Raw genomic sequence first — 15,501 nt, 5'->3', positions numbered from 1 at the left:
GCCGCTGGGGTGCCCAGGGGTGGCCTCGACTGTGCCAACAGCGGCCAGCACGGTGTGCGGCGTGTCCAACGGCAAGGCGGCTCACGCCGGACCGAGGGGCGACCGCGGCCCGAACCGCGGCGCGGGTAGGCGGGGCGTTGGTGCCGGGTCCGTCTCGACCTCGTCCTCGTGGTCGCCGTGCGGGTCGGGGTCGTCGGCTGGGGAGCGGGCGGGGATCGAAATGCCATAGCGGGTGGCGAGTCCGTCGAGGTCGGTGCGGATGGCGGTGTGCAGCGGCAACCACACCCGCCGGGCAGGGGCGAGGTCAGGCGGGTCGGCCGCGGTCGCCGGGGCGGTCAGGGGGTCGGGGGCGGCAGTGACGACGACGACACCCGTCGGGGCCGTGGCGAGCCTGGCTCGTAGTTCCCGCTCCCGAGACGCGGACGGCAGCCAGATCAGGACCGGGCTGATCAGGTTGCTGGAGGCGGCGAGCCTCGTGTAGCCGGGGATCTTGCGGACGACCTGGGAGAGGGATTCGCTGCCGGTGTCGAACTCGACGAAGAAGTCGAGCCGGCGCTGGGCGGTCTGCCAGGTTCCGTAGCCGTCTGGGCGGATCCATTTCTGCCACAGGGTGGCGGTACGCCGTTCGGACCACCAGACGGTCAGTCCTTCGTTGTCGGGGCGGGTGCGGCTGGCGTACGCCCAGGCGGTGAAGACGGTGTTGACGCTGACAAGGTGGCCGAGGTGTGGCGAGCGCATCCAGGCGTGCAGCTTGTCGCGGCGGTAGCCGAGGTCGGCGATGCTCTGGCCGCGCTCGGCGGCAAGAATCGCCGCGCCGACCGGCCCAAGCATGTAGTGGTAGGGGCCAGTGCCGCGGCCTTGGCCGTAGTAGGGGCGCATCCTGTCGACGGCCTGGAGCCGGTGCAGGGTCGTCAGGCGCATCCGGGCCATGCGGTCACCGCGGAACGCGAGGCGGGTCAGCTGGTGGCTGGTCAGGACCCGGTGTTCGTACAGCATCGCGAGCATCCATCGGTCCCGGCTGGTCATCCGCCCGGCCACCGCCAGCAGCCGCTGCTCGGCGCCGCTCACCGGCCACCTCCCACCGGCGCGAGCCGGAGACCACGCCCGGCTTCGAGCACGCGGGTGTGCCGGTTTGTGGTGACCCGCGACGCGGCGGTATCGGCCTGGTCGATCAGCAGGCGATTCACAGCCGTCGGCACCGTGTTCTGCTCCGGTCTTTCGTCGGAGCCCCCGACGGAGGGGCCGCCGGAGGGAGGGGGTACATCCCCGCCGGAGGGGGGCCGCACAGAGGCAGGCATCTGGGCCAACGCCGCGCGCCGCGAATGATGCACCTTCAGCAGACTGCCGCATCTCGGGCTGTTCACTTTCCGTTTGGCCGCCTGTGCGGCCGGCAGACTGGCGAGCACATCGTTAAAGCCGGTTGGTATCTCCTCGTCGAGGTCGGCGATTTCCCCGCGACAGGAGGGGGCGGGCGTGGCGGCGCTATGACACAGCGCCGGCATCACCATCCCCACCGCCTCGGCTTTGCACGGGTTCGGCTCCCACGAACGCGGAAGAAACTCCCCCGTGGCGCGCCGGGCCGCCAATGATGTCCGCGGCCCGGTCACCTCCGCCCGCGTCTCCCGCGGACCGAACCACCGATCCGCCCACGTCGGGGTATCGGCGCCGTTCACCCCCGAGCCTCCCGGGGATTCCGTCAGTGCCAGGACGATCTCGGGCCGGTCCAACGATGACTCCGGGGCGTTGTCAGTGTTGCTGTCAGAGTCGCGCAGCAAGATGGATATCTCCCATTTCTGGAGCCGGTGTTCCGTCGGCTCCCAGCAAGCCACACCGCATCTGACGGTGATCTGACACTCGTCCACGCTCAGGTAGACGGGGTCAAAGAGCGTACGGAAGCGATCTGACGGTGATCTGACACATCACCTCCGAGGACGAAGAATGATCAGGTGTCAGATCTGTGTCAGATCACCGTCAGACGCCCTGGAGTTCACTCGGACCCGAGCAGCCACCCCGCCGCCAGCCGCCATCTCGGTTGTCCCGCGCTACCGGAACGCGACACCAGAATCATCATCGGCGGTCCGCCCTACCGGCCACGCCGCACACGTTTCTCCGCAACCTCAGTGGCCTAATGGAAAACGACCGCCCCCGACGAGAGACTTCCTCGCGGTCCGTACCCGCCGGCGCGGCGGACGTCCCGCTCGTGGACACCGTCACCGCAGCCCATCTCGTCACCGCCGTCCGCGCCACCACCCGCCTCACCGCCACCTTCCTCGCCGGCCTACACGGCAACCGACTGATCCCCTCTCAGCCTCGTCGCCCTCCACAACGCTCACGCCGCCCAGACATCCGGCGGCCCCACGTCACCGCCCCCGCGGACACCCTTCCTCTCGCGCCCACCGCCTGCACTCGGCCAGCAGACCCGACAGCGGCTCTGACCTGCATGAACGCGATCTGACGGTGATCTGACACAAGTTGCAGACGCAACAACAGTCAGATCACCGTCAGACTCCCTCGTCAGAATCGTGTCTCTCCGCGGGTATCAGTCAGGGGTGCGGCGCGGGTCCGGCAGATCTCTCCGAGGAGTTCGGAACGGAACCCACCCGGCCCCGCAGATCCACTCGTCGCGCACAGCAGGCCCCTGACGGATCTGCTCCGCACCAACCGGCGGCGCCCAGCCCGCCACCACCGAAGACGGGCAGGTCGATCTCCGGGTTACCTCCCCTGCGCCCGACTCTCCTCACCACGATGACTCCCCAGCAATTCACGGATGCCGTTCAGGCTCTCGCCGACCTCATAGCCCTACATTTCCCGCCCGACGGGCCATTTACCCATCAGGGAATCGCTCCGAGAATTTGAGATAATTTGACACCATCAATGTGGCGAGCGAAAATCGCCGTTGCCGATCCGACGGCATCACTCCACAGAACAGGACCGAGAGAAGCCGATGTTCCACACACTTCCCGTGCAACCGGCGGGGGAACGCCAGCCACAAACCAACCCGGCAACCGGCGACAGTCGGGGCGACGAATGACCGCACCGGGCTCGGGCACCCTGTGGGGTTCGACCATGCCGCAACCGACTGTCCGGGTGGCGCTTTCCCTCCGGGCCTCGACCGATGAAGAGAACCAGCCCTATTCCCTGGACGGGCAGGAAGCCGGGCTGAGGAAGTTCGTCGCGAGCCAGCCAGGCTGGACCATCGTCAAGATCTATCGCGACCGCAAGTCCGGTGCCACGATGGACCGCCCAGGGCTGCTCCAGGCGATATCGGATGCCCGAGCCCACCGCTACGACGTCCTTCTCGTCTACCGGGTCGACCGAATCGCCCGCTCGCTGCGGGTTCTCTGCCAGATCGTCGACGAGCTCGACAAGACCGGCGTCACGTTCAGATCGGCCACCGAGCCGTTCGATACATCCACCCACATCGGCCGCATGCTGATGCAGATCCTGGGCATGTTCGCCGAGTTCGAACGCGCCGCCATGATCGACCGTATCCGAAAGGCGCTGCGCGCGAAGTCTGCCAAGGGCGGGTGGCACGCCGGCAGAACGCCATACGGCTACACCGTGGACGAGAACAAGCTCTTCCTCGTCCCCGTACCCGATCAGGCGCTCGTCATCGAGGAAATCTTCCACCTGTACACCCGGCGCCGTTTCGGCAGCAAGGCGATCGCGAACCACCTCAACGAGAAGGGACTGCGAACCCGCGACGGAGGACTCTGGTCCGACCGCTACATCACGACCCTCCTCCGGAACCGCGTCTACACCGGGGAGATCCACTACGACGGTTCCTGGCACCCAGCCCCACACACACCTCTGGTCGACAGCGAGACCTTCGCCAAGGCCGCGAAGACCCTCGACGCCCGATCCAGAGATCACAGCCTGCGCGCCTCGAACCCCGCCGAGTACGAACTCACCGGCCGCATCGTCTGCGACCGCTGCAACGCCGCCTACACCGGAGCCCTCGCGCACGGACGATCCCGCGAGTACCGCTACTACATCTGCCACAACCGGCAACGCTTCGGCAAGAGCCGCTGCGACAACGACCGGCTGCCCGCGGAGGCCCTCGAGGACGCCGTCCTCAACGCCCTCATCAAGACCTACAGCAACTCGACGATCTTCGATGCCGCCATCACCTCCCACCAGACGAGAACGGCGGAACCCCAGAAAGACCACGGCGAACACCTCGCCCGGCTGGAAAGCCAGATCAACGCGATCCGCGGCAAGATCCGCAAATACCAGACCGCGTTCGAGGCGGGCACCATGCCTGAGGAGACCTGCGGAGAACGCATCCGGGAACTGGCGACACAGCTCGGCCAGGTCCAGGACGAACACGACAAGATCAAAATTGAGATGGTGGAGGAACCGCCCGATCCGGTGCCACTCGCGAAGATCGGCGACATCCAGGATCTCATCTTGACCTTGCTGGCGGGAGCTCCAGCGAAAGAAGGCGGCAAGCCCCTACGCAGGGCAGTCCTGCACACACTGATCGAAGAGATCCGTGTAAGATCGCGGTCGGACATCACGCCGACGTTCCGCATTCCCGACCAGGACATGGTTCGGGTTGTGCCAGATCCTGTGGGCAGGGGCGGGGTCGAACCGCCGACCTTCCGCTTTTCAGGCCGGTCCATACCGTCCAGGAACGTCCATACACGTGCCCTGACGTCCCCTTCTGGTCGCTGGAGTTCCCCTCTGGCGGCCCGCGTTGCCACACGCACTGCCACACATCCACCGCCCGCGAGAGCGCCAGCGACGCCCCCGCCGCGCTTTCGCTGCACCCCTGTGTGGCAACCGGTATGGCCACCGACAGGGCGCCGCAGACAGCCCTGCCGGAGCGGTCAACCGGCGCCTGGCAGCCGACCACGGCCGTGCGGGGTCTTCGATGAGTGCCGAAGCGGCAACAGCCGCAGCCTCGCCCAGCGGCCGTGACGGCGACCGAGCAGGGAGCTCCGCCGTCCGCGGCGTCACAGTGATCATGATGTTGGTCATGGGGCTCAGTTTCTTGTTCGGCTTCGGCAACTCCTGGGCCTTGGGACTCCACCTGGGTGTCCCGCCGTACGTCGCACCGCTGGTCGCACCCGCGGTGGACCTGTCCGTGGTCGGCCTCCTGCTCGGAATCCGCCACCTCGCCCTCGGCGGAGCAACCACCCTGCAGATGCGGCCAGCCTGGCGACTGCTCGTCTTCGCCGGCTTTATCTGAAGCTGTCGTAGCTCTGTCTTCGGTGTCCGGGACGGGCGTTCGAGGCCCGATGATCTGCCTTGTGGACATGGTTATCTCCACCTCGTCCAGCACGTGGATGAGGTGGAGGAGGAGCGGATGCATGTCCAGCGGGTGGCCTTGCCCGGTTCCCGGGTGGATTCGTGGACTGTCCTGGGTGTCGACGACGCTCCGGTCGAACCGGTCGAGCGGTATCTGGCCTATCTCAGCGATATCGAGCGGTCTCCGAACACGGTCAAGGCCTACGCCCATGATCTGAAGGACTACTGGGTCTTTCTGGGGTGGCGGGGGCTGGACTGGCGGGAGGTGCGGCTGGAGGACATCGGCGAGTTCGTGGCCTGGTTGCGGCTGTCGCCGGCGGGCCGGGACGGGCGGGTGGCGGTGCTGCCGTCGGTGGAGCCGGCGGTGTCGGCGTCGACGGTGAACCGGAAGCTGTCGGCGTTGGCCGCGTTCTACGCCTACCAGGTGCGCCATGGCGTGGATCTGGGCGAGTTGCTGACGACGTGGGGGCCGCCGGGCCGTCGCGGCGGGTGGAAGCCGTTCCTGCATCACATCGGCAAAGGCAGGCCGCAGCCGCGGCGCACGATCGCGTTGAAGACCGCGAAGAAGCTGCCGCGGGTCCTGGCGGCGGCCGAGGTGCAGGCTGTGCTGGACGCCTGCACCCGGCTGCGGGACCGTTTCCTGTTCGCTGTTCTCTACGACACCGGGATACGGGTCGGCGAGGCGCTGGGCCTGCGGCATGACGATATCGACGCGGCTGCCTGCGAGGTTATCGTTGTCCCGCGGGACAACGATAACGGTGCACGGTCGAAATCCCGGGGGCGGCGGGTGGTCCCGGTGAGCGCCGGCCTGGTCCGCCTTTATGCGGACTACCTGCATGGCGAGTACGGGGATCTGGACTCCGACTATGTGTTCGTCAACCTGTTCGCCGAACCGCGTGGGCAGGCATTGTCCTACCCGGCCGCCTACGATCTGGTGAAAAGGCTGCGGAAACGCACCGGGATCGATTTTGACCCGCACTGGTACCGGCATACCTATGCCACCCGGCTGCTTCGCGACGGGGTGCCTGTCGAAGTGGTGTCCACTTTACTTGGCCATGCCAGCGTCACCACCACGCAGACGGTTTACGGGCACCTGACCGTGGAAGACGCTCGGCGGGCGCTTGCGGCGGCGGGCTGGTTCACCGGGACCGAGGTGGCCCTGTGACCGCCTACGAGATCATCCACGCCGAGCAGGCTGGCTGGCAGCGCCGTGCCGCCGCCGAGTTGGGGCGGATCCTGGCCGAGCACCCTGGCCTACCGGCGCTCGCCTGGACCGTGGGGCCGGCCGGGGCGACGCTGTCCGGCCGGGTCGGCGGGCTGGTGCCGGCGGCGCGGGTGCGGGCGGATTTCGATGCCTGGCGGGCCGCGCTGGCGCTCGGCGAGCACCAGCCCGGCACCGGCGCAGGGGTGACCCATCTGCACGCGGCGGCCTACCGCAACCGGGTCCGGGTCACGCTGTCCGCCACCGTCTGCGACGACGACGAAGGCGATGTGCGATGAGCCGCCCCCACGCCGGTTCCAGGCCGGCGGGCGGAGCGCCCGCGGCAGGCCGGGCGGGGCTGTCGGCCACGCTGATGGCCGCGGTCCGCGCGGAGTTCCGGGTCGAGGTCCTCACCATCGACCCGGCCGACCCGGTCTTCGGCGGCCCACCCTGCACGGTCGCCGGCTGCGAACGGACCAGTCGCAGCCAAGGATTGTGCGTCGGCCACAACCAGCGATGGCTGCGCGCGGGAAGGCCCGACCTGACGTCGTTCCTCGTCACCACCGCACCGGCGCTGCGCGGCCGTGCGCCCCTGGCCTCGTGCCGGGTGGAGACCTGCCGTAACGGACGTCATGCCTACGGCCTGTGCACGGCGCACGAGCACGTCTACGCACGGGCCGGCCGCCCGGAGCTTGCGACCTGGCTGGGCCAGCTGCCGTCGGTCGACCCCTCGGTGCCACGCGAGCCCTGCCGGGTGACCTACTGCGACCTGTGGGCGCAGGGCAGCGTCCCGTTGTGTGTCACCCACGCGTCGCGGTGGAGCCAGGCCGGGAAACCCGACGTCGAACAGTTCGCCCGGGATTACGGCGACTGGACACCGCGCGTCGAGCAGATCGATCTGCGCCGGCTCGGCCCCCAGCTGCGGCTGGAGATGCAGTACGTCATCCAGCGGCGCCGCGACGACGCGCAGATCCGCACCACCCCGACTCTGGTCCAGACCGTCGTGCACTTCTTGGCCCGCAGCGGCGCGACGTCCCTGCTCGACCACACGGAGCAGACCTGGCGGGACCGGTTCGGGCCCCGCGGACCGAACTCGGGCACCTCCGCCCGGGCCCTGCTGCTGTTCGGGCACCGCCAGATCGAACAGCTCACCTATGGCAGCGGCTGGGACGTCGAATATCCCCGCGACGTCTGGCGGCTGCACAACCTCGGGATCACCGAGTTCCACCGGCACCTGCGGTTCGACCGGATACCCCAGCCCTGGCTGCGCGGGCTCGCGAAGCGGTGGCTGCGCTGGCGGCTCGGCGGCGGCCTGAGTGAGAACGCGGCCGGGCAGTCGCTGGCGGCCCTGGTGCGTTTCGCCGTGTTCCTCGCCGCGAAGGGCATCGACTCCCTGGCCCAGGTGGACAGGCCGATCCTCGAACGCTATCTCGCCGAGGTGCACAAGGCCTTGGGCGGGAAGTCGTCCCACGGGACGACCATCGGCTACCTGGGCGCCTTCTTCCAGGCCATCCGCCGGCACCGCTGGGACACCTCGCTGCCGGCGAGCGCCGTCTTCTTCACCGAGGACTACCCGGCCCCGCCCCAGCTGCTTCCCCGTGCCCTGGCCGAACACGTCATGGCCCAGGTCGAACACCCCGACAACCTCGCCCGCTGGCACGACCCGGCCAGCCGCGTCGTCACCCTCATCCTCATCCACACTGGCCTACGCATCGGCGACGCACTGCAACTCCCGGTCGACTGCATCGTCCGGGACACCGACGGCGCCCCCTACCTGCGCTATCTCAACCACAAGATGAAACGGGAGGCGCTGGTCCCCATCGACGAAGAACTCGAAGCCGAGATCACCCGGCAGCAGCGCCGCGTCACCGACCGGTGGCCCGACACCACCCCGACGCTGTTTCCCAAGACGAAAGCCAACCCGGACGGCCGGAAACCACTCGCCAGCTCCACCTACCGCACCGCACTCGCCCGCTGGCTGACCCGCTGCGACATCCGCGACGAACACAACCAGCCAGCTCACCTGACCCCACACCAATGGCGCCACACCCTCGGAACCAGACTGATAAACCGAGACGTCCCCCAGGAAGTCGTCCGGAAAATACTCGACCACACCTCCCCAGAAATGACCGCCCACTACGCCCGGCTACACGACACCACCGTGCGCCGCCACTGGGAAAAAGCCCGCAAAGTCAACGCCCACGGTCAGGAAGTGACACTCGACCCGGACGGGCCCCTGGCCGAGGCGGCCTGGGCGAAACAGCGGATCTCCCGCGCCACCCAGGCGCTGCCGAACGGCTACTGCGGCCTACCGGTACAGAAAAACTGCCCGCACGCGAACGCCTGCCTGACCTGCCCGACTTTCCTCACCACCGCGGAATTCCTACCCGAACACCGCCGGCAGCACCAGCAGACCCTGCACATCATATCCGCCGCCGAAGCCCGCGGCCAGCAGCGCCTGGCCGAGATGAACCGCCGCGTCGCCGGAAACCTCGAGAAAATCATCACCGCCCTCACCGAAGACAGCAGGCAGAAAGACACGGTCGCCGATGCGTCCTGACAACACCGCCCCCATCACCGCCGCCGCCCGCCGCCGGCACGACCAGGCCCGCGCCCGCGCTACCCAGGCGCTGCGCGAGCTCGACCGCGCCGGCGCCCCCGTCACCTTCGGGTCCGCGGCAGCCGCAGCCGGCGTCTCCCGGTCCTGGCTCTACACCCAGCCCGACCTGCGCGCCGAGGTCGAACGCCTCCGCGCCGCCACCAGGCAGACACCATCCCCGCCCGTCCCCACCCGCCAGCGCGCCTCCGAGGCCGCGCTGCTCGCCCGGCTGGAAGCAGCCCTGCAACGGAACCGGGAACTCGCCGACGACAACCAGCGGCTACGCCGCCAACTCGCCCACGCCCTCGGCGACCAGCGAAAACCACCCACCGGACACGCGGACAGCCGACCACGCCGGAACATCCCAGAAAACTCTCCCACAACGATCGGACCGTGCTGAACAGCAGGAAACGATCTCGGGTGTTCGCGTCGACGACATCGTCCTCGACGCGAACACCCAGGTCACAGCCTTGATCAATAGTGAAGCTCAAGATAACCAGCGTCGTCACCCTGGCGCTGAACGTCGCCGAACCACTCATCGAGCAGAACTACGGCAGGGCGGCCTTCGACGCTGTTGGTCCACTTCTGCTGATCGGCTGGGCCGAGGTGGGGCCAGGTCTGCTCCAGGCGATGAAAGCCATCGAGTCCGAGACGGCCCAATCCAGGCCCGGGATCGGCCTGCCTGTGACGGAGGAGGTAGCGATGCAGCCGGAACCTCCCGGGGCGACACCGCCTGTACCAGCATCGCAGCCGGCAAGGCCGCCGGAGGCCGACAGCACCCCCGTCCGACGCACGCAGACGGCCGCATCCGACGCTGCGTCGCCGTCAGCATCAATGCCGGACGGCCTCGCCACCGGGCCGGAACCAGGAACGCCCGAACACTCATCCCCGACAGCCAGGGCCGAAGACGGGAAATCGGACCGACGCCAGACGGACAAGAAGGCACGTGAGCAGGACCTGCTCCACCGGGCTCGCGCCGAGGATGTGCTGCACTGGCAGCATCACCAGCGACCGATCTCAGCGGAAACGCTGCGTAAGCAGCTCCAGGTGGGTGCCCCCACCGCCCGCAGACTCGTCGCACAACTACGCAGCGACACCCACACCCAGATCGAAGGCATCGGGGATCAAGCGACCGACGTCGGCTGAACGCTCGATACGAGACGCGGCCTCGCATCGAGCGACGTATTGGAGTGCCAGCGGGGTCGCTCCATCGGCGTGCGCACGGCCTTGCCCACCCTGTTACTCCTCGACCGATCGTCGATCGGACCGCCGACCGAGCCGTCCCTCGGGACGAGGAAGGCTGCCGGTCGTCGGGTGAGACCGGCGAGTCCGTTTACGATCAGCAAGTATCAGCTTGATCATTACTTGGCAGGGATTGATCTCCCCTCGCTCCGCTCGCTACGGTGTGTGCGTGGATGAGGACGATGCGGGGGATCGGTTCTCCAACGCGATGAGGCTACTTCTGCTGATCGCAGCGGTCGCGGAGCCGCTGAGTGAGGCCGCGAGGGTGGCAGCTCCAACGAAAAGTGTGGCGGTTCTGCACGCCGAAAGCCGACTTCAGAAACTTGACTTCTGGCTCCGCAACCCGGACTACCTCGCCGACGAGTTGCTCAATGACTACGAAAGGACCGGCGACCCGCTCGACCTGCAACTGGCCGCCGAGATCCTCGACTCGGACGAACCGGAGATCTGCGCGATTCCGATGGTCCGATATCTTTTCGGAGCGTTCGAGGAACTCGATCGTGCACTGAGTGTGCTCGTGGCTCCGGGATTGCTGATAATCAAACCGCAGCGGACTCCGGATCGAGTGCTTCAGGATAGCTATTTCCTCACCGAGAAAGGTTCTGAACTCGCTGCTCGGGCCTCCGCGGAATTTCCGGAGCTGCGCTGGTACACCGAACGGGCGCTTCTCGTGCGGGCGCTGGCGGAGGCGACCGGACATTCTGCTATCGCGTTGGCGCGGCGACAGTATCTGCAACGCGACTACGCCGAGACGCCTCTGCGCGAGGTAATCCCGTCGATCGCAAACAGATGCCGGGAACGACTTGTGATTCTCTTGGCGGCTGCGGAGCAGGAGCGGGAGGACGCCGCATGAGCGGCACATTGCCACCAGTTCCCACCGAAGACGAGTTGTACGAGCGAATCGCAGCGATCGTCGAGGGCACGGACGCCGGACGCGTCCGAGACGTACTCACCGCACACGGGGTCGACCTCTCCAGTCCTCTGCCGGTGCGGCGCGAGTTGGTCGTCCACCGACTCTACTGTGCTGGCACCAAGACAGGCACCGAGGACAACGACGGTCCGTTCGAGGTCGACATGGTCCTCGGTCCTGGTCCGTGGGCGATCGCGAGCACAAAGAACTCCGCAGGCAAGTCCAGCCTCCTGTGGGCGCTGAGCGTTGCACTGCGCGGGGAGGGCTTTGACGAGTTTCGCCGTGCCGAGACGGTTCCCTGGTTCTCCTATGTGCGAGCGGACATCGTCGTCGCAGGTGTGGCCGCGTCCGTCCGCTTGACCTTCAGGGAACCCAATCGACCGTCGGCACGCCTGCTGACCGCGGACACGATCGATCAGTTGCTGGAGTTGAACGGCAGGGACGAAACCGGTCCTCATATCCGCGTCGCCGCAAGCGCCGATTCGCCCGGCGTCGAAGATCTGATTGGCCGCTTCATGCAGGAACGGCTTGGCCTGCGACCGGTGTCTGTGTGGGCGGCAGAGGCGGGTGCGAAGAAGGACACAGACGGACACAAGGACAGCAGGGAACAGATTCACGGCTGGGCTAGCTTCTTCTACGCCATTGGCCTCAACTCGGCAAGCGACAAGATTCTCATGGGGCCGACGGCCATTGGTCAGCTTCAGGTGAAGCTGATGCAGATCTTCCTCGATGTTCCCTACGCGGCGGAACTGACCCATCTCACCTCAGCGCGTAGCAAGGACCTTCAAGAGGTACGTCGCGTCGCGCGCCGAGCACGAGAAGATGACGAAGCGCGAAGCCTTAAGGCCGAACCGATACGTGCCGCGTTGGCTGACGCGCGCAGCCGTGTCGCCGTCTTGGAAGCCAAGCAGCCCGATCTCACCGGCCTTCTCGCGGCCCTTGACGCCGCCGCCCGCCGAGTCGCACGGGATCAAGAGGCTCATCGCGATGCCGTTGGACATCGCGAGGCCGCCCGCAAGGACCGGCTCAGGGACGAGCGTGCGGTCCGGCGGGCGCACCAGAGCGACGCAGCTCGGTTACTCTTGGGCGCGCTGGACCCGGAGACATGTCCTCGCTGCGACAGCTCCATCGATGATGACCGCCGCGAGGCAGAGCACACAGACCACCGTTGCGCGGTGTGCGCTCGCTCCCTCCCGGATGCCACCGAGGACCCCGAGGCGCGGGCACTGGCTCTTCGTCGTCTCGACGACCGTGTGGCGGCATCTCGATCAAGAGAAGACAGCGCGCGGGACGCCGAACAAGCCGCCGCGGAAACCCTCGCGGCGAGCCGCGCCGAACACACTCGCTCCGACGCTGCACTCGCGGCGGCCCGGTCAGAGCAGTGGTATGCCGACCTTGAGGGCGCCCGCCGCGAGGTCTACCAGCTTGAGGGCGCGCTCGCCGTGGCAACCAACGCAACCAGTCAGGCGAACGGGCTTCCGGCTGTGATCAGTGGCTATGGCGAAGTAGACGGCCAGGCGCCTAACGATTTAGACGAGCTGACCGAATCAATGATCTTGAACATGGCGGTCGACGCCCTCAAGGTCGTGGTCGAGAGGCACAGCAAGGCGCTGTTCGCGGACATCAACACGGAAATCGTCCGGATCGCCAAGTCGCTGGGGGTCACGAACCTCACCAGCGTCAACCTCGACCTGGCTGGACGTGTCAACGCTAGAAAATCCGGCGTCGCTGTCAAGTTCAAGGACCTCAGCCCTACTGAGCGGCTTCGCATGAGAATCGCCGCTGTTGTCGCGATGATCACAGTGGGGCGCAGGCATGGGATCATGTCGCACCCTGGACTCCTGCTCATCGATGCCCCGACCGCCGAGGAGATGGAGCCACAGACCACCTACCTCGCGCTCAAGACTCTCCACGACACAGCGGAGGCCGTCCCCGGGATGCAGATCGTCATCACGTCGATCGAGGAGGCAGTCTGGGAAATCTTCCCGGAAGACCGGATCGTGTCCGGTTCTGATCGGCGCCGCCTGTTCTAGTCGGCGCTGACCAGGCGATGTATCACGCGGGGAGGCTCGCCGCCGGCGAGGGAGGGGTAGCGCATGCAGGACGTTGAGGAGCGACTGACTACCTGGGCACGCCGCTCCACCCCGGCCACCCGGCGGCTCGGGCCTACCGTGTCTGACCTCGGAGGCATTGAGGAGGTGCTGGCGAGTTCGGATTTGCTCGCGCGTGGTCCGCTGCTGCCCTATGTGGTCCAGGCGACCGCGCACTTCCTCCGGGACAGCGGCGTCGCAGATAGTCGCCCCTTACTCGACCTCGTCCTGGCGGGCGTGCGCGAGCAGCAGAGTCACGCCGCCTTCTGCGGCGCCACGGACGCACTGACCCAGTATCCCGCTCTGGCACGTGCACTCGGTCCACCGCTGGCCAAGGCGCTATACCTGCGTCTGCGCGCGGCGGTGAACGCCGGGGACGATCTCACCATCGCGCTCATCGGCGCGGAAGCCGCGGACTGCCTCGTGCAGCTCACCCTCGCCGGCGTCACACCGCCTGCGAGGCTCCTCGGCGCGATGTACGAGGTGGCGGAAGATCCAGCCGCACTGCCCGAAGACTTCGCTGCTCGCCTACCCCGCCTGCTCGGCGTCCTCGACGCCCATCACCCGAACGCCGGACTCCGCGACGTCCTCCAGTACTGCCTCGGGCTCGACCACACCTGCCGGGATGCTGCGTTCGAGCTTGCTCTAGGCGATCTACGACAGGCACTGGGACGCGACAGCTACGACTCGATGGCCTCGGATCTACGTGTCGTATGCCACCGGTTCGCGGAGGTTCTCGTCCTAGACCCGGACCGTCTGGATGCGCGGCTATATCACTGCGCCATCGATGCACTTCTCAGCCTTGGCTCACCGGACGCGTCCATCCGCGTACCCGCCGCCGCCACGACCCTCCACGAGACTCTCAGTCGCTACCGCGTCTGGCGTCGGCGCACTCGCACGCCTTCCTGGGCGGCATCGCGCCAGAGTGACATCACCGCATGGGCGGAGATGACGCTGCTCCTCGAAGCCGCGGCAACCCATCTCGCGGACGACGACCCCTGGTACGGAGACGGCCACCGCATCCTCGTCGCGCTCCTGCGCGCCTACACGGCCCATCAAACCGTCACAGTGCTCACAGATACGCCCAGCAGCAGCGTCGTCGAGACGATGGTGGCACCTGTCGTCGAGGACGCCTTCCTCCGTCACGAACACCGCGTCAATTTTCTCCGCTACGCCCTCGAAAACGACGAAGAATTCCGCGACGACCCAGCTGCCCAGAGACTGCATGTGGCACTTCGCCGACCTGCGCACGGCGACGGCAGCTCAAGCCCCCCAGAAGGGCAGGTTGATCGGGGAAAAGTCCGGTGGCGCCTGCTGGCCGAGACCGTCCCAGAAGGCGACTTCAACGAATTTAAGAAAAACATCAAGCCTGAAGCGCTCGACCGACTCGAAATCAGACTTCGAGACAAAGACGATGTCATTGCAGGCATAGAGGATCCGAAGTACAGTCGACTCCTGGAAAGGCTCCGCCAGGAGCTCGAAACGTCCCGAGACTGGCTGCCCGACATAGCCGATTCGTTCCATGTCCTACTGGAAACAACGGTCAGGTTTGCCTATCGCTGTTACGAAGTCGGCAGAACGATGGGAGGGTCCTATACCGAGTACCTCCGAGGTCGCGACAGGGAGGGGAAAAAACAGAAGGTCGACGAAGCACTCTTCCATCAACACTACCGCCAGTACCTCTCCGATTCTTCGCTGCACCGGATTGCAAATGCGGAAGTCATCGACCAGGCCGGCGGCCGCGCCGATATTCTAATATCGTTCCCCAAGACACAGTTCAACGTCGAATGCAAAATCGAGGATAACGACGCCACGGCCGACGGCCTTCGGCGGTATGTGCATCAAGCAGCCGAATATCAGAAGGCGAAGGCTTCTTTCGCTATCCTCCTTGCACTGGACAAGACCGTCGGAGCCGAGGGTGCAGTAAATCTGATAGACAGCATCTGGATCGAGCATGTGCAGCGCGAAGGTGAACAGGAGCCATGCAACATAGTCGTCATTCGCGTGCCGGGCGGGCGCGAAAATCCTAACCGTCTGCATCCGCGACATCCGGAGTAGATCCGATAATATGTGGATCTTGTTTGCGACCTTAAGGTCACCGATTCCTTTGAGCGGAGATTCGGGAAAGACTGCGCCGACGATCAAAATGATCCGGATCCTGCATACTTGATCGAAGAATCATCCGGTGGGCAGGTCACGTGGCCCG

The 15,501-nt window shown here is 66.6% G+C and carries 12 protein-coding genes; 10 read left to right on the top strand and 2 right to left on the bottom strand.

What is annotated here, in order from left to right; all coding sequences use genetic code 11:
- Positions 1-81: 81 nt before the first annotated feature.
- Positions 82-1,068 carry a replication-relaxation family protein gene (locus ACG83_RS39295; RefSeq protein WP_054571337.1) on the bottom strand — a complete coding sequence of 329 codons (987 nt, stop codon included), beginning with the start codon at positions 1,066-1,068 and terminating at the stop codon, positions 82-84.
- Positions 1,065-1,775, bottom strand: a complete 711-nt coding sequence (locus ACG83_RS45020; RefSeq protein ID WP_152991649.1) for a hypothetical protein — start codon at positions 1,773-1,775, stop codon at positions 1,065-1,067. Before ACG83_RS45020 ends, ACG83_RS39295 begins: the two co-directional genes overlap by 4 nt.
- 1,252 nt (positions 1,776-3,027) lie before the next feature.
- Between ACG83_RS45020 and ACG83_RS39290 the strand changes: the two genes are divergently transcribed.
- The 10 genes from ACG83_RS39290 to ACG83_RS39245 all read left to right on the top strand — a co-directional run bounded on the left by ACG83_RS39290 (position 3,028) and on the right by ACG83_RS39245 (position 15,353).
- Positions 3,028-4,923, top strand: a complete 1,896-nt coding sequence (locus ACG83_RS39290) for a recombinase family protein (RefSeq protein WP_054571336.1) — start codon at positions 3,028-3,030, stop codon at positions 4,921-4,923.
- 58 nt (positions 4,924-4,981) lie between these two features.
- Entirely contained in the window at positions 4,982-5,194 is a 213-nt protein-coding gene (locus ACG83_RS39285; RefSeq protein WP_235498475.1) for a hypothetical protein, read from the top strand.
- Between the two features lie 117 nt (positions 5,195-5,311).
- Positions 5,312-6,418: a site-specific integrase gene (locus ACG83_RS39280; protein WP_054565389.1), complete on the top strand. Its 1,107-nt coding sequence runs from the start codon at positions 5,312-5,314 to the stop codon at positions 6,416-6,418.
- Complete coding sequence (locus tag ACG83_RS39275; RefSeq protein WP_043591750.1) at positions 6,415-6,753, top strand: hypothetical protein; 339 nt, start codon at positions 6,415-6,417, stop codon at positions 6,751-6,753. The genes ACG83_RS39280 and ACG83_RS39275 overlap by 4 nt, the downstream gene beginning before the upstream one ends.
- Positions 6,750-9,014, top strand: a complete 2,265-nt coding sequence (locus ACG83_RS39270; RefSeq protein ID WP_051623938.1) for a site-specific integrase — start codon at positions 6,750-6,752, stop codon at positions 9,012-9,014. Before ACG83_RS39275 ends, ACG83_RS39270 begins: the two co-directional genes overlap by 4 nt.
- Positions 9,004-9,453, top strand: coding sequence for a DUF6262 family protein (locus tag ACG83_RS39265; RefSeq protein ID WP_023841883.1), 450 nt, complete (start codon positions 9,004-9,006; stop codon positions 9,451-9,453). Before ACG83_RS39270 ends, ACG83_RS39265 begins: the two co-directional genes overlap by 11 nt.
- An 80-nt stretch (positions 9,454-9,533) precedes the next feature.
- Positions 9,534-10,199, top strand: a complete 666-nt coding sequence (locus tag ACG83_RS47395) for a hypothetical protein (protein WP_235498474.1) — start codon at positions 9,534-9,536, stop codon at positions 10,197-10,199.
- A 265-nt stretch (positions 10,200-10,464) separates the two neighbouring features.
- Positions 10,465-11,148, top strand: coding sequence for a hypothetical protein (locus ACG83_RS39255; RefSeq protein ID WP_200931464.1), 684 nt, complete (start codon positions 10,465-10,467; stop codon positions 11,146-11,148).
- Positions 11,145-13,238, top strand: coding sequence for a hypothetical protein (locus tag ACG83_RS39250; RefSeq protein WP_054571334.1), 2,094 nt, complete (start codon positions 11,145-11,147; stop codon positions 13,236-13,238). Before ACG83_RS39255 ends, ACG83_RS39250 begins: the two co-directional genes overlap by 4 nt.
- 63 nt (positions 13,239-13,301) lie before the next feature.
- Entirely contained in the window at positions 13,302-15,353 is a 2,052-nt protein-coding gene (locus ACG83_RS39245; RefSeq protein WP_054571333.1) for a hypothetical protein, read from the top strand.
- Positions 15,354-15,501: the final 148 nt, after the last annotated feature.

It is taken from the genome of Frankia sp. R43 (genome assembly GCF_001306465.1).
GTDB classification, from domain to species: domain Bacteria; phylum Actinomycetota; class Actinomycetes; order Frankiales; family Frankiaceae; genus Parafrankia; species Parafrankia irregularis.
Note: the sequence above shows the minus strand (reverse complement) of the source record. Positions and strands in the feature narration are given on the sequence as shown.

Bases quoted from the DNA above. Each gene is read 5' to 3' on its own strand.
- ACG83_RS39280 (WP_054565389.1), top strand. From the start codon at position 5,312: ATGCATGTCCAGCGGGTGGCCTTGCCCGGTTCCCGGGTGGATTCGTGG.
- ACG83_RS39250 (WP_054571334.1), top strand. From the start codon at position 11,145: ATGAGCGGCACATTGCCACCAGTTCCCACCGAAGACGAGTTGTACGAG.
- ACG83_RS39290 (WP_054571336.1), top strand. From the start codon at position 3,028: ATGACCGCACCGGGCTCGGGCACCCTGTGGGGTTCGACCATGCCGCAA.
- ACG83_RS39285 (WP_235498475.1), top strand. From the start codon at position 4,982: ATGGGGCTCAGTTTCTTGTTCGGCTTCGGCAACTCCTGGGCCTTGGGA.
- ACG83_RS39245 (WP_054571333.1), top strand. From the start codon at position 13,302: ATGCAGGACGTTGAGGAGCGACTGACTACCTGGGCACGCCGCTCCACC.
- ACG83_RS39265 (WP_023841883.1), top strand. From the start codon at position 9,004: ATGCGTCCTGACAACACCGCCCCCATCACCGCCGCCGCCCGCCGCCGG.
- ACG83_RS39270 (WP_051623938.1), top strand. From the start codon at position 6,750: ATGAGCCGCCCCCACGCCGGTTCCAGGCCGGCGGGCGGAGCGCCCGCG.